General features: G+C 54.4%; 25 protein-coding genes. 18 read left to right on the top strand and 7 right to left on the bottom strand.

The window, feature by feature from the left end; genetic code table 11:
* The first annotated feature begins 39 nt into the window (after positions 1-39).
* From rimM to leuC, 6 genes are all read left to right on the top strand, one after another.
* A complete protein-coding gene (gene rimM / locus ABKW30_RS02600; protein WP_348596457.1) occupies positions 40-615 on the top strand; it encodes a ribosome maturation factor RimM in 576 nt (191 codons plus the stop codon).
* Positions 615-1,301 carry a tRNA (guanosine(37)-N1)-methyltransferase TrmD gene (gene trmD, locus ABKW30_RS02595; RefSeq protein ID WP_348596456.1) on the top strand — a complete coding sequence of 229 codons (687 nt, stop codon included), beginning with the start codon at positions 615-617 and terminating at the stop codon, positions 1,299-1,301. The genes rimM and trmD overlap by 1 nt, the downstream gene beginning before the upstream one ends.
* A 177-nt stretch (positions 1,302-1,478) precedes the next feature.
* The gene (rplS, locus tag ABKW30_RS02590) at positions 1,479-1,931 is read left to right on the top strand and encodes a 50S ribosomal protein L19 (protein WP_348596455.1); all 453 of its coding nucleotides are present in this window, start codon (positions 1,479-1,481) and stop codon (positions 1,929-1,931) included.
* 169 nt (positions 1,932-2,100) lie between these two features.
* The gene (locus ABKW30_RS02585; protein ID WP_348596454.1) at positions 2,101-2,895 is read left to right on the top strand and encodes a transporter substrate-binding domain-containing protein; all 795 of its coding nucleotides are present in this window, start codon (positions 2,101-2,103) and stop codon (positions 2,893-2,895) included.
* A 14-nt stretch (positions 2,896-2,909) separates the two neighbouring features.
* A complete protein-coding gene (locus ABKW30_RS02580; protein ID WP_348596453.1) occupies positions 2,910-3,731 on the top strand; it encodes an amino acid ABC transporter permease in 822 nt (273 codons plus the stop codon).
* Positions 3,732-3,874: 143 nt separating this feature from the next.
* On the top strand, positions 3,875-5,284 hold the full coding sequence (leuC, locus tag ABKW30_RS02575; protein WP_348596452.1) for a 3-isopropylmalate dehydratase large subunit: 1,410 nt from the start codon (positions 3,875-3,877) through the stop codon (positions 5,282-5,284).
* Between the two features lie 137 nt (positions 5,285-5,421).
* Here leuC and queF read toward each other — a convergent pair whose 3' ends face one another.
* The 5 genes from queF to ABKW30_RS02550 all read right to left on the bottom strand — a co-directional run bounded on the left by queF (position 5,422) and on the right by ABKW30_RS02550 (position 8,143).
* The gene (queF, locus tag ABKW30_RS02570; protein ID WP_348596451.1) at positions 5,422-5,880 is read right to left on the bottom strand and encodes a preQ(1) synthase; all 459 of its coding nucleotides are present in this window, start codon (positions 5,878-5,880) and stop codon (positions 5,422-5,424) included.
* Complete coding sequence (locus ABKW30_RS02565; RefSeq protein WP_348596450.1) at positions 5,877-6,263, bottom strand: 6-carboxytetrahydropterin synthase; 387 nt, start codon at positions 6,261-6,263, stop codon at positions 5,877-5,879. The genes queF and ABKW30_RS02565 overlap by 4 nt, the downstream gene beginning before the upstream one ends.
* A 69-nt stretch (positions 6,264-6,332) precedes the next feature.
* Positions 6,333-6,986: a 7-carboxy-7-deazaguanine synthase gene (gene queE, locus ABKW30_RS02560; protein ID WP_348596449.1), complete on the bottom strand. Its 654-nt coding sequence runs from the start codon at positions 6,984-6,986 to the stop codon at positions 6,333-6,335.
* Entirely contained in the window at positions 6,983-7,693 is a 711-nt protein-coding gene (gene queC / locus ABKW30_RS02555) for a 7-cyano-7-deazaguanine synthase QueC (RefSeq protein ID WP_348596448.1), read from the bottom strand. Before queC ends, queE begins: the two co-directional genes overlap by 4 nt.
* A 72-nt stretch (positions 7,694-7,765) precedes the next feature.
* Positions 7,766-8,143, bottom strand: a complete 378-nt coding sequence (locus ABKW30_RS02550; RefSeq protein WP_348596447.1) for a hypothetical protein — start codon at positions 8,141-8,143, stop codon at positions 7,766-7,768.
* Positions 8,144-8,310: 167 nt separating this feature from the next.
* On the opposite strand from ABKW30_RS02550, the gene ABKW30_RS02545 reads away from it, so the two are divergent.
* From ABKW30_RS02545 to ABKW30_RS02525, 5 genes are all read left to right on the top strand, one after another.
* The gene (locus ABKW30_RS02545) at positions 8,311-8,784 is read left to right on the top strand and encodes a GNAT family N-acetyltransferase (protein ID WP_348596446.1); all 474 of its coding nucleotides are present in this window, start codon (positions 8,311-8,313) and stop codon (positions 8,782-8,784) included.
* A gap of 370 nt (positions 8,785-9,154) precedes the next feature.
* The gene (gene sdhC, locus ABKW30_RS02540; protein ID WP_348596445.1) at positions 9,155-9,553 is read left to right on the top strand and encodes a succinate dehydrogenase, cytochrome b556 subunit; all 399 of its coding nucleotides are present in this window, start codon (positions 9,155-9,157) and stop codon (positions 9,551-9,553) included.
* 11 nt (positions 9,554-9,564) lie between these two features.
* Complete coding sequence (gene sdhD, locus ABKW30_RS02535) at positions 9,565-9,948, top strand: succinate dehydrogenase, hydrophobic membrane anchor protein (RefSeq protein ID WP_348596444.1); 384 nt, start codon at positions 9,565-9,567, stop codon at positions 9,946-9,948.
* Between the two features lie 8 nt (positions 9,949-9,956).
* A complete protein-coding gene (gene sdhA, locus ABKW30_RS02530) occupies positions 9,957-11,789 on the top strand; it encodes a succinate dehydrogenase flavoprotein subunit (RefSeq protein ID WP_348596443.1) in 1,833 nt (610 codons plus the stop codon).
* An 84-nt stretch (positions 11,790-11,873) separates the two neighbouring features.
* Positions 11,874-12,653, top strand: a complete 780-nt coding sequence (locus tag ABKW30_RS02525; protein WP_008122201.1) for a succinate dehydrogenase iron-sulfur subunit — start codon at positions 11,874-11,876, stop codon at positions 12,651-12,653.
* 81 nt (positions 12,654-12,734) lie between these two features.
* On the opposite strand, the gene ABKW30_RS02520 is transcribed toward ABKW30_RS02525, so the two are convergent.
* Positions 12,735-13,172 (bottom strand): OsmC family protein, encoded by a 438-nt coding sequence (locus ABKW30_RS02520; protein ID WP_348596442.1) that lies wholly within the window; start codon positions 13,170-13,172, stop codon positions 12,735-12,737.
* A 174-nt stretch (positions 13,173-13,346) separates the two neighbouring features.
* Between ABKW30_RS02520 and ABKW30_RS02515 the strand changes: the two genes are divergently transcribed.
* The 5 genes from ABKW30_RS02515 (at position 13,347) to ABKW30_RS02495 (ending at position 18,401) form a co-directional block, all read left to right on the top strand.
* A complete protein-coding gene (locus ABKW30_RS02515) occupies positions 13,347-13,871 on the top strand; it encodes a hypothetical protein (RefSeq protein WP_348596441.1) in 525 nt (174 codons plus the stop codon).
* Between the two features lie 23 nt (positions 13,872-13,894).
* A complete protein-coding gene (locus tag ABKW30_RS02510) occupies positions 13,895-14,935 on the top strand; it encodes an aldo/keto reductase (protein WP_348596440.1) in 1,041 nt (346 codons plus the stop codon).
* A gap of 231 nt (positions 14,936-15,166) precedes the next feature.
* Positions 15,167-16,705, top strand: a complete 1,539-nt coding sequence (locus tag ABKW30_RS02505; RefSeq protein WP_348596439.1) for a sodium:solute symporter — start codon at positions 15,167-15,169, stop codon at positions 16,703-16,705.
* A gap of 11 nt (positions 16,706-16,716) precedes the next feature.
* The gene (locus ABKW30_RS02500) at positions 16,717-17,013 is read left to right on the top strand and encodes a hypothetical protein (RefSeq protein WP_348596438.1); all 297 of its coding nucleotides are present in this window, start codon (positions 16,717-16,719) and stop codon (positions 17,011-17,013) included.
* Positions 17,014-17,078: 65 nt separating this feature from the next.
* Positions 17,079-18,401, top strand: a complete 1,323-nt coding sequence (locus tag ABKW30_RS02495; protein WP_348596437.1) for an LLM class flavin-dependent oxidoreductase — start codon at positions 17,079-17,081, stop codon at positions 18,399-18,401.
* A gap of 10 nt (positions 18,402-18,411) precedes the next feature.
* Here the strand turns inward: ABKW30_RS02495 and ABKW30_RS02490 are convergent, their stop codons facing one another.
* Positions 18,412-19,635 (bottom strand): ubiquinone biosynthesis hydroxylase, encoded by a 1,224-nt coding sequence (locus ABKW30_RS02490; protein WP_348596436.1) that lies wholly within the window; start codon positions 19,633-19,635, stop codon positions 18,412-18,414.
* Positions 19,636-19,720: 85 nt separating this feature from the next.
* Here ABKW30_RS02490 and tesB point away from each other — a divergent pair, with 85 nt between their 5' ends.
* Positions 19,721-20,605: an acyl-CoA thioesterase II gene (tesB, locus tag ABKW30_RS02485; protein WP_348596435.1), complete on the top strand. Its 885-nt coding sequence runs from the start codon at positions 19,721-19,723 to the stop codon at positions 20,603-20,605.
* A gap of 254 nt (positions 20,606-20,859) precedes the next feature.
* Entirely contained in the window at positions 20,860-21,198 is a 339-nt protein-coding gene (locus ABKW30_RS02480) for a P-II family nitrogen regulator (RefSeq protein WP_008122182.1), read from the top strand.
* Positions 21,199-21,206: the final 8 nt, after the last annotated feature.

Raw genomic sequence — 21,206 nt, 5'->3', positions numbered from 1 at the left:
CTCTAATTCGGGCAGAACAGATTTTTGATGGATAGAACAATGGCAAAATTGAATGATCCGGTTCAGCTGGCAGTGATCGGCGCGGCGCACGGAACGCGTGGCGAACTCAGGGTGAAAACATTCACCGGCGACCCCATGGCGCTTGCCGATTACGGCCCGCTTTATGACGTGACCGGCAGGGCTTTCGAGGTGCTGGATATCCGCCCCGCAAAGACCGTGGTTGTCGTGCGCTTTCGCGGTGTGAATGATCGCAACATGGCCGAAGCCCTAAATGGAACAACGCTGTTCATCGAACGCTCGCAACTGCCGCAGGATCTTGATGAGGATGAGTATTACCATTCCGATCTGATCGGGCTTGAAGCGATCGATGCGGATGGTAAAAATTATGGCAAGGTTTCAGCCATGTTCGATTTCGGCGGCGGTGACCTGCTCGAACTTTCCATTCCCGGCAAGCGTCCGATGTTGATCCCTTTCACGATGGCCGCTGTGACGAAAGTAGATGTCAAAGCGGGTCATATTGTGGTTGACCCTGCCGCTGCTGGTCTACTTCCCGATGAGAATGAAGATGAGGAGCGTCGCAGGCAGCTTGGCGGCGAAGGGAAAGACAAGTCCTGATGGGTGCTTTCCGCGCGACCGTCCTGACGCTCTACCCGGAAATGTTCCCCGGCCCCCTTGGCATTTCTTTGGCAGGGAAGGCTCTGGCAGAGGGTGCCTGGTCGCTGGAGACAGTGCAGATACGCGATTTTGCCACCGACAAGCATCGCATGGTCGATGATACACCTGCGGGCGGCGGTGCAGGCATGGTGATGAAGCCTGATGTGCTTGGGCGTGCTGTAGATCATGTGGCAGATGAACGTCCGAAACTGTTCATGAGCCCTCGCGGGAAACCGCTGACACAGGAGCGGGTGCGCGAACTGGCGACAGGGCCGGGCGCGATCCTGCTTTGCGGCCGCTTTGAAGGCGTGGATGAGCGTCTTATCGAGGGCCGCGATTTCGAGGAAGTATCCATTGGCGATTATATTCTTTCGGGCGGTGAAACTGCGGCGATAGTGGTGCTGGATGCGATTGTGCGGCTGCTGCCTGGCGTCATGGGGAATAGCCTTTCCGGTGAAACCGAGAGTTTCGAGACCGGACTGCTTGAGCATCCGCACTATACAAAACCGCAGGAGTGGGAGGGCCGCCGGATTCCGGATGTGCTACTGTCGGGTAATCACGGTGCAATAGACAAGTGGCGGCGCGCCGAAGCGGAAAAGCTTACGCGAGAGCGCCGCCCCGATCTTTGGGATAAAAAGAATCGGTAAAACAGGTGACAAAGCGGGTTTTATGGTGTATTTGCCCGCCAACTCGGAAAATCCGAAGTCTGTTAATCAATGAATGGTGAATTCGCCCCTGTCTCGTTCGAGACATAGAAATGCGACCAAGGATGCTGCATTCAAGTGTGGACGCTCTGACTGTTTGAACAATAAAAGGATAAGACAATGGCCGTCGATATCATTCGTCAGCTCGATCTCGAACAGAGAGCAAAAATCGAAGCCAAGCGCGTGCTTCCAGATTTCAAGCCAGGCGACACAGTTCGTGTCAACGTACGTGTTACTGAAGGTACACGTACCCGCGTGCAGGCCTATGAAGGCGTTTGCATTGCCCGTAATGGCGCCGGCATCAACGAGAACTTCACAGTTCGCAAGATTTCCTATGGCGAAGGCGTAGAGCGCGTATTCCCGATCATTTCACCACTGGTTGAAGGTGTTGAAATCGTTCGCCGCGGTAAGGTACGTCGTGCGAAGCTTTACTACCTGCGTGGTCTTACCGGTAAGGCTGCTCGTATCGTCGAGAAGAAAGACAACCGCAAGAACAAGACTTCCGTTCCTGCAACCGGCACTGCCGAGACAGTAACAGAAGCAACTGTTGCAAAGGCACCTGTTGCTGAATAAGCGCTGTACATTAGTTTTAAGAAAAGGCGGTCTTCGGGCCGCCTTTTTGTTTTTGAGCATTTTTTCCTTGTGACCGCCATTAGAAGAAACAGACATGCTTGCGGGGATTGACGTGCCGATGACAAGGTGAAATCAGTTTGCCCAAGTTTATTGCACAATAGGGATTACGATGAGCTTTCGTTCCGTTTTTCTGGCAGTAATTACGCTGGCCATGCTTCCGATTTCCGCCTTCTCCGCCGATCTGCCTGATCTTGGCGGTAAACAGGTCACCGTCGTGACTGAAAACGCCTATCCGCCATTGCAGTTTGTCGATCCCAAAACCGGTAAGCCCGTGGGCTGGGAATATGATGCGATGAACGAAATTGCCAAGCGCCTTAACTTCAAAGTTGAATATCTCAACACCAGTTGGGATGCGATGATCCAGGCTGTGTCCGACAGCCAGTATCAGATTGGCATGACCGGCATCACCATCAATGACGAGCGCAAGCAGAAGGTGGATTTTTCCGAGCCCTACATGCGCTCCGAGCAATTCATGCTGGTTCGCAGCGACGAAAAGCGTTTTACCGATGCCAAAAGCTTTTCCGAATCCAAGGATACGCTTGTCGGCGCACAGCCCGGAACCAGCAATTTCTACGTTGCCGTCTACAATGTTCTTGATGGCAACGAGCAGAATACGCGCATCAAACTATTCGAAACATTCGGTGCAACCGTTCAGGCACTGAAAACCGGCGATGTCGATCTTGTCCTGACTGACAGCACGGCTGGCAAAGGTTATGTCTATGCATCCGATGGTGCCTTAAAGCTTATTGGCGAACCGTTAGGTGCAGAAGATTTCGGCTTTATCTTTCCAAAGGGCTCCGATCTTGTCGGTCCAGTCAATGCTGCAATCGCCGCGTTGAAAGCGGACGGTACATTCGACGCTCTGAACAAGAAGTGGTTCCTTGACTACAAGCTTGGTCAATAGATGAGTTTGGGTTCTTGAAGCAGGAAACCTCTCCACGGCAGGCTGTAAAAGCCGATTTTCCGTGGTGGCTTGTGGTTGCCACAGCGATTGCCATCGCGCTTGGCCTCGCAATTCTTTTCAATCCCCTTTACGGGCAGGTTTTTTCCACCGTCGCCCAAGGCATCTGGATAACCGTCTGGGTATCTCTGGTTGCGTTCTTTCTTGCGTCGATATTAGGGCTGGTCCTCGCGATCATGAGCCGCTCGGAATATATCGCTGTCAGGCAGATCGCGCGGTTTTACGTGGAGATCATGCGTGGTGTCCCGTTGCTGGTGCTGTTGTTCTACATCGCGTTTGTCGGTGCTCCTGCCACCGTCTATTTTTGGAATTTCATTACGCAGCCTCTGCAGAACGCCGGCATTCTGGAACCGCTGCTGGTCCGGGATTTTTCCCTGCTGTGGCGCGCAATCATCGCGCTGGTGCTTGCCTATTCGGCGTTTCTTGCCGAAATTTTCCGGGCGGGTATTCAGTCTGTCGATGCTGGCCAAATCGAGGCTGCCAAGTCGCTTGGACTGCGGCGCTTTCCGCGTTTCCGGCTCATTGTCATGCCGCAGGCAACCCGTACAATCCTGCCGCCTTACGGCAATGATTTTATCGCGATGGTGAAGGATTCGTCGCTTGTGTCGGTACTTGGCGTTGTCGACATTACCCAGATGGGCAAGGTCTATGCCTCCGGATCGTTCCGTTTCTTTGAAACATATTCGGTCGTGGCCTATATATATCTCATCCTGACGATCAGCCTTTCCCTGCTGTTGCGATGGGTGGAGCGACGTCTCGATCAACGAAACCGGTATTAGCCAACTCACGTAATTTTGTCTGGTTTTCAGCTTGCAAACAGCGGCGCATTGTCACTTTTAGTGCTTGTTTCTTGACGTTTACCGGCCTCAAGTGCATATGTCCCACGAAATAATCGAAAAGACCCCACTGCCAGGATATCGCGATGATTGCGCCACGCACACTTTATGACAAGATTTGGGATGACCATTTGGTTGACAGCCAGGATGACGGCACATGCCTGCTCTATATTGATCGCCATCTTGTACATGAAGTGACCAGCCCGCAGGCTTTCGAAGGTCTGCGCTTGACCGGCCGCCAGGTTCGTCACCCGGAAAAAACGCTTGCCGTGGTCGATCATAATGTTCCGACTTCGCCGGATCGCGTCAATGGCATCAAGAACGATGAAAGCCGCATTCAGGTTGAAGCCTTGGCAAAGAATGCTTTGGATTTCGGTGTTGAGTATTACTCGGAAAAAGATATCCGTCAGGGCATCGTTCATATCATCGGACCAGAACAGGGTTTCACCCTGCCGGGCATGACGATTGTTTGCGGTGACAGCCATACCTCGACGCATGGCGCTTTCGGCGCTTTGGCGCATGGTATCGGCACGTCGGAAGTCGAGCACGTGCTCGCCACCCAGACGCTGATCCAGTCCAAGGCCAAGAACATGCTGGTGCGTGTCGATGGCGTTCTGCCTGAAGGCGTGACCGCCAAGGACATCATTCTCGCCATTATCGGCGAAATCGGTACAGCAGGCGGTACGGGCTATGTCATCGAATATGCGGGCGAAGCCATTCGTGCGCTGTCGATGGAAGGCCGCATGACCATCTGCAACATGTCGATTGAGGGCGGCGCACGCGCTGGCTTGATCGCTCCGGACGAAATTACCTTCGCTTATGTCAAAGACAAGCCGCGTGCACCGAAAGGCGAGCAGTTTGATCAGGCTGTTGAATATTGGAAGACTTTGCAAAGCGACGAAGGTGCGCATTTCGACAAGGTTGTCGTCCTGAACGCCGCCGATCTTCCGCCAATCGTTTCATGGGGTTCTTCGCCCGAAGATGTGATTTCCGTCATGGGCGCCGTGCCTAATCCCGACGATATCGCTGACGAGACCAAGCGTTCATCCAAGTGGCGCGCTCTCGACTATATGGGCCTGAAGCCGGGCACGCCGATCACCGATATCAAGCTTGATCGTGTTTTCATCGGTTCCTGCACCAATGGGCGTATTGAAGACCTTCGTGCTGTCGCCAAGGTTGTCGAAGGCCACAAGGTCAGCGAAACTGTCGATGCGATGATTGTGCCGGGCTCGGGTCTGGTCAAGGAAATGGCGGAAGCTGAGGGTCTCGACAAGATTTTCAAGGAAGCAGGCTTTGACTGGCGCGAGCCGGGCTGCTCCATGTGCCTTGCCATGAACGATGATCGCCTGAAGCCGGGTGAACGCTGCGCATCAACATCAAACCGCAACTTTGAAGGCCGTCAGGGGTTCAAGGGCCGCACACATCTCGTATCGCCCGCCATGGCTGCCGCTGCGGCAATTGCCGGTCACTTCGTCGATATCCGCGAGTGGAAGTAAGCTAGCTGCTGCTGCATATTTGTTGTGCGTGGTTCGACGGGGCTCACCATGAGGAAGGTTAGTTGATTGCAGACAACAACCTTCCTCATGGTGAGCCCCGTCGAACCACGTATAATGTTAATGCAATCAGCGCAAATCTACCGTCCCCGGTAGCTTGGTACGCCCTGATCCGGCAGCCACAATCCCTCAGGCATTGGGCCTGTTTGCCAGAACACATCGATTGGAATGCCGCCGCGCGGATACCAGTAGCCGCCGATACGCAGCCACAGAGGCTTGACTGTCTCAACGATGCGCTTGCCGATGCTCACAGTGCAATCCTCGTGAAATGCCCCATGGTTGCGGAAGCTGCCGAGAAACAGTTTCAGCGATTTGGATTCGAGCAATGTTTCGTTTGGCGCATAGTCAATGACCAGATGGCCAAAATCCGGCTGGCCTGTTACGGGGCATAGCGAAGTGAACTCGGGGCAGGCAAAGCGCGTAAGGAACAAGGTTCCGGCCTGCGGATTGGGAACAGCCTCAAGAATTGCTTCATCGGGATGCTGCGGGAATTTGACCTCTTTGCCCAGCATGGTTGAGCTTTCCGCATAATGGCTCATGCTGCAACCCTCCGCGTTTCGTATTCGCCCTGATACTCGCAGCCTTCACCGCAGGTATCACGATAGACACCGATCTGCGCAAGGCTTGGCAGGTCGGGATAGAAATGCCGCCACAACCACATGGCAATGTTTTCCAGCGTCGGGGTTTCGAGCCCTTCAATTTCATTGAGATAACGATGGTCGAGCTTTTCGCGTGCGCTGCCGAACGCAGTCTCTACCAGTCCAAGATCGGCGATAAGGCCGGTTCTTGCATCGGGCTTTCCTTCAAGTGTCACACGCACACGGAAACTATGTCCGTGCAGCCGCGTATTGACGTGCCCATCGGGAAAAACATGCGGCAAATGATGTGCCGCCTCAAACGTGAATTCGTTGAAGATCCTCATAAGTGCTCCATTCGCATTGGCGCAATACAGGCGCCCGCAATATCAAACACGGCACCGAAAGGGTTTGCCCTATGGTAAGCCGTTCATCTTATGTGTCTGCGTGCTCAGCCGCCAAAGCGGATGTGCGAGGCAATAGGCCGCTGCAGATGCCACATGCGCGGCGGTTTGCGCCGGATCACCGATGACGTCAAGAGGTTGCAAATAGAAATGCTCGAAGGACAGCTGTTCGAAACGTGAAGGATGCGTCTCTTCTTCCTTTTGCGGAAAGACCAGTTTCAGCTCATTGCCGCTGGTCTGAACAAGTGGCGCAGCAGCCTTCGGAGAGACGCATATCCAGTCAATTCCGGCTGGAGCCTCAAGTGTGCCATTCGTCTCGATTCCTACTTCAAACCCTCGTGCATGGAAGGCTTTTATGAGAGGTTCATCAAGCTGCAGCAAAGGTTCGCCGCCGGTGCAGATGACATAGGGCGTGCCGCCGCCGCCCTGCGGCCATGCGGAGGCAACTGCATCTGCCAAGGCGTCAGCCGTCTTGAATTTGCCGCCGCCCGGACCGTTAACACCGACAAAATCAGTATCGCAAAACTGGCAAGTGGCAGTCGCCCGGTCCTGTTCCCGTCCGGTCCACAAATTGCACCCGGCAAAGCGCATGAACACAGCAGCGCGTCCGGTGTGATTGCCTTCGCCTTGCAGGGTCAGGTATATTTCCTTGACGGCGTAGGTCACACGGCCTCCGCCTTGAACTTCTGCCAGCCGGACGATCGCAGTTCACAGGCCGGGCATGTGCCGCAACCATAGCCCCATTCATGGCGCTTGCTTCGGTCGCCGAGATAGCAGGTGTGGCTGTTTTCAACGATCATGTCGAGAAGCGGCTCGCCCCCAAGCTCTTCCGCAAGCGCAAAGGTTTCTGCCTTGTCCAGCCACATGAGCGGCGTTTCGATTGTGATCCGGCGATCAAGTCCAAGCGACAGCGCCACTTGCTGGGCCTTCAACGTGTCGTCGCGGCAATCGGGGTAGCCGGAATAATCGGTTTCGCACATTCCCCCGACAATCACACGCAAGCCTCGGCGATAAGCCAGTGCTGCAGCCAGTGTAAAGAACAGCAGATTGCGGCCGGGGACAAACGTATTGGGCAGGCCATTTTCCGCCATTTCAATGGCGATATCATCGGTCATGGCGGAACTGCCGAGCTGACCAACTATTCCGGCATCAAGCATATGATCTTCGCCGAGCCGCACTGTCCACTCCGGAAACTGAGCTATCAATGCCGCCCGGAAGTCCTTGCGAACTTCAAGTTCGATCCTGTGGCGTTGGCCATAGTCGAAACCCACGGTTTCCACGCGGTCGAAATGCGACAGAGCCCAGGCTAGGCAGGTAGTTGAATCCTGACCGCCGGAAAACAGAACGAGGGCGCCGCCGGAACGTCGTGCCATAATCAATACCTCTCAAGTGAGCCGGTCCCATACAGGCGCGGCCAGTTGGAGGCAAATCAAATCTCGGATTCGTCAGTCGGGACAGCCCGGATGTTCGAGAATTGCTATCTCGTTTCGATCCAGACCATAGCGATAGCTCAGGCCCTTGATGACGATAGGCGCATCGCAGTTTGTGTTCGGAGCGGGAATGACACCCACGACCAAAGGATCAGCAGCGGGATAGATGACCGATGGTCCACTGACCCGCTTGTAGACCGGGGTATTGCGTCTGACCTCTTGTCCGATCACGTCAGACTTGGCAGCTCTCGATCCGACAAAGATGATCTTTGGCCCGCCAGCCTGATGCATGATGACATTGCCATATTCATCGCCATAAGTGCCATTATCGGCGAGCGCTGCGCCCGACAGGCTTCCGAGTGCGGCCAGAATGAAAAGCGATGTACGAAACATGGCGAGACCTCAAATCAGGTGATCGTCATGCCAGCATTAACCATTTGTTAACGATTGTCATCTGCCTCGACGCAATCAAATCGATTTTGATTCCGCCTTAAGGTTGACGTGAACGGCACAATCAACCAATCCTTGGCACAAGCAGCAATAAAGGGACGGAAGCGATTATGACCAAAAAAGCCGCAGACGAACATGCAATTGATATTTCCCTGCTGCATTTGAACGATGCGCATGAATTCGCGCCGCTGCTTGCCAGCTATGCGCAGGCGCTGAAGCGCGGCGCACCTCGCCGCCCCGATGATTATTACGCCGAAAACCTCTTGCGTGACCGCGCAGCGGAAATTGCCGGGGCAAGACTTGACGGCAATCTTGTTGGCTTCGTCATTTTCTACGATCTGCCTGAGCCTGTATCGGGCATGCGTGCGGGGCAGGTCGATCATATTTACGTGCATCATGATCATCGCGGCAAAGGAATTGCCAAGGCTTTGATCGATGTACTGGCCGACAAGGCGGAAGAGCGCGGCTGGACCAAACTGTCGCTCAATGCACCGCGTGTACCGGAAGACGGGCGCAAACTCTATGAGCAGGTGGCTGCGGCCGCAGACTGGACGAGTTTCGTCATCCGTTTCGGTAATCAGTAGTCTCCGCAACGATCAGGGAGTTGCTCCAACCTGCGAGCGACTCCCGGCGTCGCAGATGAACTTGTAATGCCGGGACCATGGCAAATGATCGGGCAGTAAATCTGGACAGACTCACTCAACTATTTCTGACATTATTTTGATCGCTGTTTTTACCCTTCAAAGGGCTGTTCAGGCTGTTTAAACGATTGAATTTTATACAAAAACCTTATTATCTTGCTATTAGAGCCAATTCGCCGCATGAGGGTTCTGAATGGGGCTTTGACGCAGTGCAAAAACCGCATTAAAACCCTTCTAAATTGGCTCCATCCAGCCTTCGGCCCTGCCCGTCTTTTTCCCACCCTAAGGCGCGGCGATTCTCATTGGGGACGCTATGAGCAAAACTAATTTGCATGCAAACCGGCCTTTGTCGCCTCACTTGCAAATCTATAAACCAATCCCGACCATGGTTATGTCCATTGTCCACCGCATTACAGGCTGCGCGCTTTATTTCGGCACACTGCTGGTTGCATGGTGGTTGATCGCGACTGCAACGAGCCAGCAGCAATTTGACATTGTTGCCATGGTCTACGGCTCATGGATCGGCCTTCTCGTGCTGCTCGGTTATACTTGGGCGCTTATCCACCACATGATCGGCGGCATCCGTCACCTGATCTGGGATACAGGGCGCGGTCTGGAAAAAGACACCACCACCAAAATGGCATGGGCATCGCTCATTGCTTCCGTTCTGCTGACGATCCTTGTCTGGGTCGCCGTATTCACACTCGCGTAGGGAGCTATACCATGGCTGATATGCGCACGCCGCTTGCCAAGGTTCGCGGATTGGGTTCTGCGAAGGAAGGCACCGAGCATTTCTGGCGCCAGCGTCTCACGGCAGTCGCCAACATTCCTCTAATGCTGTTTTTCATCGGGCTGATCGTATCGTTGCATGGCGCAAGCTACGAGGAAACCCGGGCAGCATTGTCACACCCGCTGACGGCGCTGGTTCTTATTCTGGTACTTTTGTCCGGCCTATACCATATGCGTCTTGGGATGCAGGTGGTCATTGAGGATTACGTGCATGGTGAAGGCGCAAAGCTTGCCTGCATCATGCTCAATACCTTCTTCACAATCGCGGTTGGTGTTGTGTCTCTTTTTGCGATCCTCAAGCTGAGTTTCGGAGTTTAAGCTCTATTATGGCAACTACAGAAAACAAAGCCGCAAAGCCTTACACCTTCGTTGACCACAAGTTCGATGTGGTTGTCGTTGGCGCTGGCGGCGCCGGCCTTCGCGCTACGCTCGGCATGGCGGAGCAGGGTTTGAAGACAGCCTGCATTACCAAGGTTTTTCCAACGCGCTCGCATACGGTTGCGGCGCAGGGTGGTATTGCCGCCTCGCTCAGCAATATGGGCGCAGACTCCTGGCAGTGGCACATGTTCGATACGGTCAAGGGTTCCGACTGGCTCGGCGACACCGACGCGATGGAATATCTGGCCCGCGAGGCCCCTGCTGCGGTCTATGAGCTTGAGCATTACGGCGTGCCTTTCTCCCGTACCGAAGAGGGCAAGATTTATCAGCGCCCATTCGGCGGCCACATGATGAACTACGGCGATGGTCCGCCCGTGCAGCGCACTTGCGCCGCGGCTGACCGTACCGGCCACGCCATTTTGCACACACTCTATGGCCAGTCCCTGCGCCACAACGCGCAGTTCTTCATCGAGTATTTCGCGCTTGACCTCATTCAGGATGAAGACGGCACGATTACCGGTGTTGTCGCATGGAATCTTGATGACGGCACGATCCACCGCTTTGCCGCCAAAATGGTGGTCATGGCGACGGGTGGTTATGGCCGCTCTTATTTCTCTGCAACTTCGGCCCATACCTGCACTGGCGATGGCGGCGGCATGGTTTCCCGCGCCGGCCTCCCGCTTCAGGATATGGAATTCGTGCAGTTCCATCCAACCGGCATTTATGGTGCTGGATGCCTGATCACTGAAGGTGCGCGCGGCGAGGGTGGCTATCTGGTCAATTCCGAAGGCGAACGCTTCATGGAGCGTTATGCGCCTTCAGCCAAGGATCTGGCTTCGCGTGACGTGGTTTCACGCTGCATGACGCTGGAAATCCGCGAAGGCCGCGGGGTTGGCAAGAATAAGGATCACATCTTCCTGCATCTGGATCATCTTGATCCTGCCGTTCTGCATGAGCGCCTTCCCGGCATTTCCGAATCCGCGAAGATTTTCGCAGGCGTTGATTTGACACGCGAGCCGATCCCGGTCTTGCCGACCGTTCATTACAATATGGGCGGTATTCCAACCAATTATTGGGGTGAAGCGCTTAATCCTACGCCGGAAGATCCGGACCGTATCCAGCCCGGCCTCATGGCTGTGGGGGAAGCCGGTTGCGCTTCCGTACATGGTGCCAATCGTCTCGGTTCCAATTCGCTGATCGATCTCGTGGTGTTCGGCCGCGCTGCCGCCATTCGTGCCGGTCAGGTGATCGACCGCAACTCGAAGATTCCGGAGATCAACGAGGCTTCGGTTACGAAGATCATGGATCGCTTTGATCGCCTGCGTCATGCCGATGGGGGCACGCCAACAGCCGTGCTTCGCGAAAAGATGCAAAAGACCATGCAGGAAGATGCGGCCGTGTTCCGCACCTCGGACTCGCTGAAATCCGGTGTCGAGCGCATGGAAAAGATCTGGAGCGAACTGCCTGACGTCAAGGTGACGGACAGGTCGATGATCTGGAATTCCGATCTGGTGGAAACACTGGAATTGGAAAATCTGATGGCGAATGCCTTGACGACTGTTGTCGCGGCAGAAGCCCGCAAGGAAAGCCGCGGCGCGCATGCGCACGAGGATTTCCCCAGCCGCGATGATGTCAATTGGCGCAAGCACAGCCTGGCATGGCTTACGCCGGAAGGTGAAGTAACGTTGGCGTATCGTCCCGTCCACCTTGATCCGCTGGTCAAGGAAGAGGATGGCGGTATTAGCCTCGCCAAGATCGCGCCGAAAGCGCGTGTGTACTAAAAGCGGCTTCTGGCTGCGAAGAACAAAAGAGAGAAAGCGGTTCACTGATCCAGTCTGAGAATCGTTATAAAGGACCAGAACATTATGGTTGAACTTGCACTTCCGAAGAATTCGAAGATGCAGCCCGGCAAGACCTGGGACCGTCCGGCAGGCGCCAACAATCTGCGCGAATACCGGATTTACCGCTGGTCGCCGGATGATGGCGAAAATCCCCGTATCGACACTTATTATGTCGATCTGGACGATTGCGGCCCGATGGTTCTCGATGGCCTCCTGTGGATCAAGAACAAGATCGACCCGACGCTGACTTTGCGCCGTTCGTGCCGTGAAGGCATCTGTGGTTCATGCGCCATGAATATTGACGGCACCAATACGCTCGCCTGCACCAAGGGTATGGATGAGATCAAGGGCGCGGTGAAAATCTATCCGCTGCCGCATCTGCCGGTGGTCAAGGATCTGGTGCCGGACCTGTCGAATTTCTATGCGCAGCACCGTTCAATCGAGCCTTGGCTGAAAACCGTTTCGCCGGAGCCTGCAAAGGAATGGCTGCAAAGCCATGAAGATCGCGCCAAGCTTGATGGCCTTTATGAGTGCATTCTGTGCGCCTGCTGCTCGACATCCTGCCCAAGCTATTGGTGGAATGGCGATCGCTATCTCGGCCCTGCTGTTCTGCTTCAGGCCTATCGCTGGCTGATCGACAGCCGTGATGAAGCCAAGGGCGAACGTTTGGATAATCTGGAAGACCCGTTCCGGCTCTACCGCTGCCATACGATCATGAACTGCGCGCAAACCTGCCCCAAGGGTCTCAACCCTGCCAAGGCAATTGCCGAGATCAAGAAGATGATGGTGGAGCGCCGCGTTTAACCTGACGCGTTGGTTCTGTATTACAAAGAGCAAAAAGCCCACCTGTCATGGTGGGCTTTTTGCTGCTTTGATCGAGTTAGCTCAAGCCAGCTTGGCGTCCAGCGTCACGTCAATGGCGCCGAGTGCTTTTGACAGCGGGCAGGTTGCCTTAGCCTGATCTGCAAGCTTGGCAAAAGTCTCTGCATCTATGCCCGGAACATCACCAACCAGCGTCAGGGCGCTTTTGGTGATCTCGAATCCGCCACCTGCCGCAGGGCTTACGGTGACAACAGCCTTGGCATCGAGATTTGCTGCCGGTGTGCCGTTCTCGGCCAGGAAGTGCGAAAGCTGCATGGCAAAGCAACCCGCGTGGGCAGCGGCCAGAAGTTCTTCCGGATTGGTACCGGATGTACCGCTTTCATCCTCGAAGCGCGCCTTGAAGTTGTAGGGAAGACCTTTCAACGCGCCGCTTTGCGTGTCCAGCGTTCCTTTGCCGTCCTTCAATGCGCCCTGCCAGATTGCCGTGGCTTGTCTGTCCATGAGTATCTCTCCCTCGTTAAGATGTGTGTTGTCCGTACGTCATGTTTGTGTACCTACGATAACGTACGATCTCTGCCAGTGTTCCGTATCAGGTCCATGACGGTCTCGCATATCGGTGGAATATACAAATGGATTTCTCCTCTGTAGAAGGGAAAAATCAAACGGGGGTTGTTGATGCATATTCTTCTGGCGTTGCTTGGGATTATTGGCGGCGGTCTTTTCTGGTGGTACAGGGTGCGTACCCTGGGAAGCGCTGCCAGCGATGTGATTGATACGGCTGGTAAAGCTCGCGGCTATCTGCGCCGCAGAAAGATCCGCCTGCAGCACGAGCACTCGCCATTAACGGCGATCGATGATCCGGTTCTTGCTGCAGCGACTGTCATTTTCGCGATCATTTCAGAAGACACACCGGTTACCGACAGTCACTATGAAGCGGTTCGGGATGCGATCATTGATATCAGCGATCCGGAGAAGGCAGACGAGGCCGTCATCTATGCAAAATGGGCGACCGGCCAGATCGACGATACAGTCACTGTCATCGAAAAAACTTCGCCATTCCTGCGTCAGCGGTTGAACGATGCGGAAAAACGTGAATTGATTGATATGGTAGGCAGGGCCGCTGCCGCCGTTGCCGTTTCCCCCACTTATGGCCAGCGCGTGAAAAAGCTCAAGCAAAAGCTTGGCCTCGAAATCGACTGATCAATCCAGATAGGAATCATCCCTTGAAACTGAAGAAACTTGGCCGGACGGATATTGACGTCACGGAAATTTGCCTCGGCACGATGACCTGGGGCGTACAGAACACCGAAGCCGACGCTCACAACCAGATTGACTACGCTCTGGATGCCGGCGTCAATTTCATGGATACGGCGGAGGTCTATGCCATCCCTTCCAGCCCCGAAACCTATGGCAAGACCGAAGACTATATTGGCAGCTGGTTCAAAAAGTCAGGCAAGCGTGATCGTTTCGTTCTGGCAACGAAAATTTCGGGCGGTGGTCAAAGCTGGATTCGTGATGCCAGCAAGCCAAGCCGCGCAAGCGTGCGTGAAGCTGTCGAAGGCAGCCTCAGGCGCCTGCAGACCGATTATATCGACCTCTATCAGGTGCATTATGCGGCGCGGGGTCATTATCATTTCGGCTCTGCGTGGAAATATGCCCCGCATACGCAAAACCAGACGCAGGTTCTGGACCAGATCGAGGATGCGCTGCTTGGCCTTGGCGATATGGTCAAGGAAGGCAAGATCAGGCAGATCGGCCTGTCCAACGAAACTGCGTGGGGCATTGGCCAATGGTTGAAACTGGCAGAGCGCAGCGATCTTCCGCGCGTTGTCTCCGTTCAAAACGAATACAGTCTCATCCAGCGCGTTTTCGATCTCGATCTGGCAGAACTCAGTCACCATGAGGATGTCGGCCTGCTCGCCTATTCCTCACTTGCCTCGGGCGTGCTCACTGGCAAATATCTGGATGGTAAGGTTCCGGCTGGAACACGCGGCGCGATCCAGACCGGCGGCCTGTGGCGCAATAATGAGCACTCAGAGCCTGCGGTTCGCGCCTATGTGGAATTGGCAGGCAAGCATGGGCTTGATGTTGCGCAAATGGCAATCGCTTTCGCACTTACCCGGCCATTCATGACTTCGGTGATCATTGGAGCGACTTCCATGGATCATTTGAAGACGGATATTGGGGCAGCTGATCTGGAGCTTTCGCCTGAACTTCTGTCTGAAATCGACGCGATCTACCGGAAATATCCGCGCGCCCTTTAGGTGCGATTTTTGTAGAGCAGGCTAGTTATGCTTGCTCTACAACCGGATACATATTGATTATCCTTCAGTGGCCGTATCCACTGGCGAAACGATCCTTTGCATCTCAATGCAATTTTTGATTGGTTTTTTCTTAAAGTCAGGTGCGTTTGGATTTTTATCCCAAGCCAACCCCGCCATATTGGTTATTTTACAAGAAATTTTTAGCGAACCTATTTTTATTGGAATTTTTTAATGGATAAATCGACTCTGGCTTTAACGCCCGGATTAACGCCCGCCCTTGGCTACGCTCTTATGATCGGATTGGGTCTGGGCTCTCTTATAATAGCACTCATTGTACGTGCCAAACTCGTGCGCAATACGCATGATTTCATTATATCTGACAGAAAGATCGGCTTCGGCTTTGGTGTCGGTTCAGTCATCTCCGTCTGGACGTGGTCGATGGCGGTCATGATGACATCCGCAATGACCTTTCAATGGGGCCTGTCCGGGCTGTTCTGGTTCGTTGTGCCAAACGGACTGGCGATCATGCTTTTGATCCCATTTACGCGGGTGCTGCGCCGCCAGATGCCAAATGGATATACCATCTCCGAATTTGTACGCCATCGGTTCAATCGATCCAATGTGGCGACCGGAATCGTCACTGCCACAATGATCTTCGGTATCATTCTGGAATTGCTGATCAACCTCAAGGGTACATCTGTGGTCATGTCGACCATATTCGGCACGGATTGGGCCATTGCCGCACTTGTGGGCATGCTCTCGGTATTGGTCTATTCCTATTTTGGCGGCCTGTGGACCAGCGTCATGACAGGAACCATCAACCTGCTGATGATCACTGTACCGGCGGCGATCATCGTGTCTCTGGCCTTTGATAAGGTTCCGGGCGGTGCCGCAGCGGTCATGGAACAGGTTGGTGCAGCAGGCGCTGAAAATCTATCTGTATTGCGCCCTGAAGCTGCTGCCGGGTTTGGTATCACCTTGGCTTTTGGTATTTTTGCTGCGGCAATTGCGGATCAGACATTCTGGCAAAAAGCGTGGGCCTTGCGTCCGGAATATGTGAACAAAACATTCCTGTGGTCCGGCGCCTTGTTTTACCCGATCCCGATTTGCCTTGGCATGCTCGGTCTCATCGGCATCGCCTATGGCATCACGCTACCGGAAATTGGCGGCGACAGTGCCGCGATTGGCCCGTATCTCATCGCCCATCTTGGATTGCCAATATTCGTAATTGTTATCTACGCATTGGTCATTCTAGCTGCCTGCTATTCAACCATTGATGGAGCCAGTGCTGCTCTGTCTTCCATTGTTGCAGTGGACATCGTGAAGCGTGTTTCGCCGGCAACATCGGAAAAGACGCTGTTCGTCATTACCAAACTGTCGATTCTGGCAGGTGGATTTATTGCCCTCGCCATCGTCCTTTCCGGTGTTGATTTCACAACGCTTGTCCTGACCACCTATGCGTTGAAATCTTCAATCCTGCTTCCGTTGGTGCTGGCAATCTTGTGGCCAAGGACAAACACCGTTGGTTTTGTTGGCGGTATCGTTCTCGCCATCCTGATCGGTATGCCCATCCGCCAATATTACGGCGACCTTATCGGGACGCTCTCGATTGTCAGCATCAGCGGCCTCGCGGTTGTCATTGCTGCTGCGTTCAAGCCAGTGCGATTTGACTTTTCATCCCTGCGGGAAGCCGGCTTTTTAAGCGAGGCAGGTGTGCCGGGCGAACCTGCGCATGTTATCACCAGATCTGCTTCACAGCCGGTATTGTAAGGAGAGAAGCTATGTCCGCTATTTCACTTATCATTATTGTCCTTGGCGTTGCCGTCAGCATTTTCTTCACCTTTGGTTTCATTCGCGGCGTGCACAACGCTATCGCCGCGATACGCTCCACGAAACCGGCCGGACAAATGCCGGAGAACGGTCATTGGGCAAGCATAGCTATAGTCTTCTCACTGTCGATCTTTGTCATTGCAGGGATCGGTTATGATTATCGCTTTATCTATGCGGGACCTTTACTGGTGCTGGTCACGGCCGCTGGGACTGCACTCGCTTTCTTCATCGAGAAGCGACCGTCCTGAACTGCCAGCCAGCAATTTCAGAATATTCATTTTCGAGGCATTGGCCTCCATAAGCGGTGATTGATATGACCAAGAAGAAAGCCCATTTTTTGGGCTTCATACAGCATGGGGTCAGCAGCCATGCGACAGGCATGTGGCGGCATCCAAAAGATAAGGTGGGTTGGGATTATGCATCCCCTCCCTACTGGCATCATTTGGGACAGACGCTGGAACGAGGCCTGTTCGATGCAATATTCATTGCCGATGAACTTGCGCCTTATAATACCTATGCGGATAGTTCGGATACGACTGTAAAATATGCCGTGCAATTTCCAACGCACGAACCATCGACCATTGTGCCGGTAATAGCAGGTGCTACGCGCAACCTTGGGATTGGCGTGACGCTTTCAACTGCATTCGAGCATCCTTATTCAATGTCGCGTCGGCTTTCGAGCTTGGACCATCTAACCGGCGGACGTCTTGCGTGGAATATTGTCAGTTCCTATTCGAAGAGCGAGTGGGATGCTTATGGCTCTACAATGCCAGATCGCTCGCTGCGCTATGAGCGGCTTCACGACTATATCGATCTCTGCAAAAAGCTTTGGTCCTCTTGGGATGAGGGTGCAATCGTTGCCGACAAGGTGAGCGGTGTTTATGCCGATCCGTCAAAGGTACGTGAAATCAACCATGACGGGCCATTCTTCAAATGCCGCGCCCGCCATTTCGTGTCTCCATCTCCGCAAGGAAACCCGGTCTTGTGGCAGGCAGGTTCGTCCGATGCGGGCCGTGATTTTGCGGCGGAACATGCTGAAGCAATCTTTGCTATCCACCCGACGGTTGAGCGTATGCGTGCCTATAGCGAAGACCTCAAAAATCGGCTCGTGACGCGGTTTTCCCGTCCTGCCAACAGCGTCAAACTCATCTATGGCGTTCAGGTTGTAGTGGGAGAAACGCGCGCTGAGGCGGAAGAAAAGTACGAGTTCATCCGCTCACTGGTGCCGAAGGAAGGATCGCTCGCGATGATCTCCGGTCAGCTTGGTGTGGATTTCTCGCAGTATGATCCAGACCGGCCTCTCGCCGATATTGCGGTTCCCGGCATTCAAGGTGTGAAGGATGCTCTGGTGGAATCTGGGGCCGGAAAAACCGTGACCATTGGTGAGGCAGCTCAAACCTATTCCCTGCGTTTCTCCATGCCTGCGCTGGTAGGTACGCCAGCCGACATTGCCGATCAGCTGGAGGATTTTATGGATCGCGGTGGTGCAGATGGCTTCATGTTGCTGGCCACCTATACACCCGGCTGCTTTGAGGAATTCGTCGATCTGGTGGTGCCGGAATTGCAAAGACGTGGCCGCTACCGGACCGCTTATACCGGCACGACATTGCGGGATAATTTACGCCAGACCGACTAACAGCCAAGGATCAGATAGACTGCCCCTGCAGCAGCTTCGGGGCAGACGGTGATAGTCCGGCGGCTTGACGGATGAAGAATCCTTTAAGCCGCGGCATGCGTTCGACAAGACCAAGTCCGAAATCGCGCAAGGCGCGGACAGGTACGTTGTCATTCGAGAACAGGCGGTTGAGCACGTCTGTGGTCACGCCCATCTGTACCGTATCGAAACGGCGCCATGTCTGGTAGCGCTCCAGAACTGCAATAGAGCCAATGTCGAGGCCAAGGCGATCTGCATCGACAATTGTTTCAGCAATGGCTGCCGCATCCTTGAAGCCGAGGTTCAGCCCTTGTCCGGCAATAGGGTGAATGCCGTGGGCCGCATCGCCGACAAGCGCAAAACGTGGCTTGATGAAATCGCGCGCCAGTGTCAGGCCGAGCGGGAAAGCTTTGCGGGCACCCTCGACACGCAGTTCGCCAAGCTTCAGGCCGAATCGCTGTTCAAGCTCTGCATCGAAGACGAAATCGTCTTCCTTGATCAAGCGGTCTGCATCGGCGGTACGTTCCGTCCAGACCAGCGAAGAACGGTTGCCTTTCAGCGGCAGCACAGCAAATGGACCGGCAGGCAGGAAATGTTCTTCGGCGCGGCCATTATGCGGGCGCTCATGTGCAACTGTGCATACGATTCCGGACTGGCCATACTCCCAGTTCACGGTCTTGATACCCGCCATGTCACGCAAGCGCGACTTTACGCCATCCGCCGCTATCAGCAGGCGGGCCTGCAAAGACTTGTCCTCGCCATAGCGCACGGTCAGGCTATTATCGCCCTGATCGAAACCATGCACCGGCGCGCCTTCGATAAAAACAATACCCAGCGCGTCAGCCTTGTCGCGAAGCGAGGCGTTGAGAGCGCGGTTCTCGACCATATGAGCAAACGGTTCGCCCGGTTCGATTTCGCCGTCGAAAGTCAGGAATACAGGCCGCACAGGATCGGCAGTACGCGAATCGGTGACAATCATTTCATTGATGGGCTGGGCATCCGGGAGAATTGACTGCCAGCAACCGAGGCGATCAAGCATGCGGCTTGCGGCAGCTGCGATGGCTGAGGCACGCGTATCATTGCGCCAGACGCCGGCAGGCGCGGCATCGATAACAGTGACGCCCAGATGCGGCGCTGATGACTTCAGCGCAACTGCAGTCGCCATGCCGACATAACCTGCACCGGCGATGATGATGTCTGTGCGGGGTGCGTTCATGATGGTCTCCGGGTTGACTATACTTGACTTGTCGGCCTGTTCCTGTTGCAAGCGATGACACGGATGAACAGGAGATTTGTCGATCATGTCTGAAGCGCCCAAGTCAACAGCAATGACTGAGCTTTTGTCCATACTCGACCTTGAGACGCTTGAACACAACCTGTTTAGAGGTCGCAGCCCGCAAGTTGGCTGGCAGCGGGTTTTCGGCGGCCAGGTTATCGGGCAGGCATTGGTTGCAGCGCAGCGGACAGTGGACCCGCTCCGGCATGTGCACTCGCTGCACGGCTATTTCATGCGTGCTGGTGATCCAAAGGTGCCGATTATCTATGAAGTCGATCGCATCCGCGACGGCTCAAGTTTCACGACGCGCCGCGTCGTTGCCATACAGCATGGCCATGCCATCTTTTCTCTGGAAGCTTCATTCCAGATTGAGGAAGAGGGGCTGGAGCATCAAAAGCCAAAGCCATTGGACATTGCCGCGCCGGAAAGCCTCATCTCCGACAAGGATATGAAAGAACAGTACCTGCAAAATGCGCCAAAGATCATCCGGCAATATTGGGAGCAGGACCGGCCAATTGAGATCAAGCCGCTTTCACTTCGGCATTACTTGACACGCGACAAGCTTCCGCCAGAGCAAAGCGTCTGGATAAAAGCGACAGGCCCCGTGCCGGAGGATCGCGCCATACAGGCTGCGGTACTTGCCTATCTTTCGGATATGACCCTGCTCGACACCTCACTCTATGCCCATGGCCGCAATATTTTCGATCGCGATTTGCAGGTGGCGAGTCTTGATCATGCCATGTGGTTCCATCGGCCTTTCAGCTTCGATGACTGGATGCTCTATACGGCCGACAGCCCCAGCACTTCTGGCGCTCGCGGCTTTAACCGTGGCGCACTTTATAGCCGAGACGGCACTTTAATCGCCTCTACTGCGCAGGAGGGCCTAATTCGTGTGCATAGTACCGAGTGAAACTTGAACAGTCTTCGCTATTCGCCTAAATTTTAGGCATATTGCTGCACTGCATATAAATTTGGAAGCTCATATAAAAAATATCCATTTAAATTCAAAGTATTAGAAGTAATTTTCGAATCTGGCACGGAACTTGAATACTCCTTCTCAGTCACTAAGGGCCTTGCGGCCTGAGGCGATGGGTTCAACGCGGTTGCTGAGAGTTCAGATAATTCCATCTGACGGGCACCGCGCAAAGCGCAGGGGTATAGTCAATGAAAATTGTGATGGCCATCATCAAGCCGTTCAAGCTGGACGAAGTGCGCGAAGCACTCACCGCTGTCGGCATCCAGGGCCTGACCGTCACCGAGGTGAAGGGTTATGGCCGCCAAAAGGGACACACCGAGATTTATCGTGGCGCGGAATATGCCGTCAGCTTTCTTCCGAAATTGAAAGTGGAAGTCGCTGTCGCGTCGGATCTCGTCGATACCGCCGTCGAGGCCATCACTGCCGCCGCCAAGACCGGCCAGATCGGCGACGGCAAGATTTTCGTTCTCAGCATCGAGCAGGCAGTCCGTATCCGTACGGGCGAGACCGACACCGAAGCGCTGTGAGTTATTTG

Origin of the sequence: Phyllobacterium sp. SB3 (assembly GCF_040009165.1) — a bacterium.
Lineage (GTDB): Bacteria > Pseudomonadota > Alphaproteobacteria > Rhizobiales > Rhizobiaceae > Phyllobacterium.
Note: the sequence above shows the minus strand (reverse complement) of the source record. Positions and strands in the feature narration are given on the sequence as shown.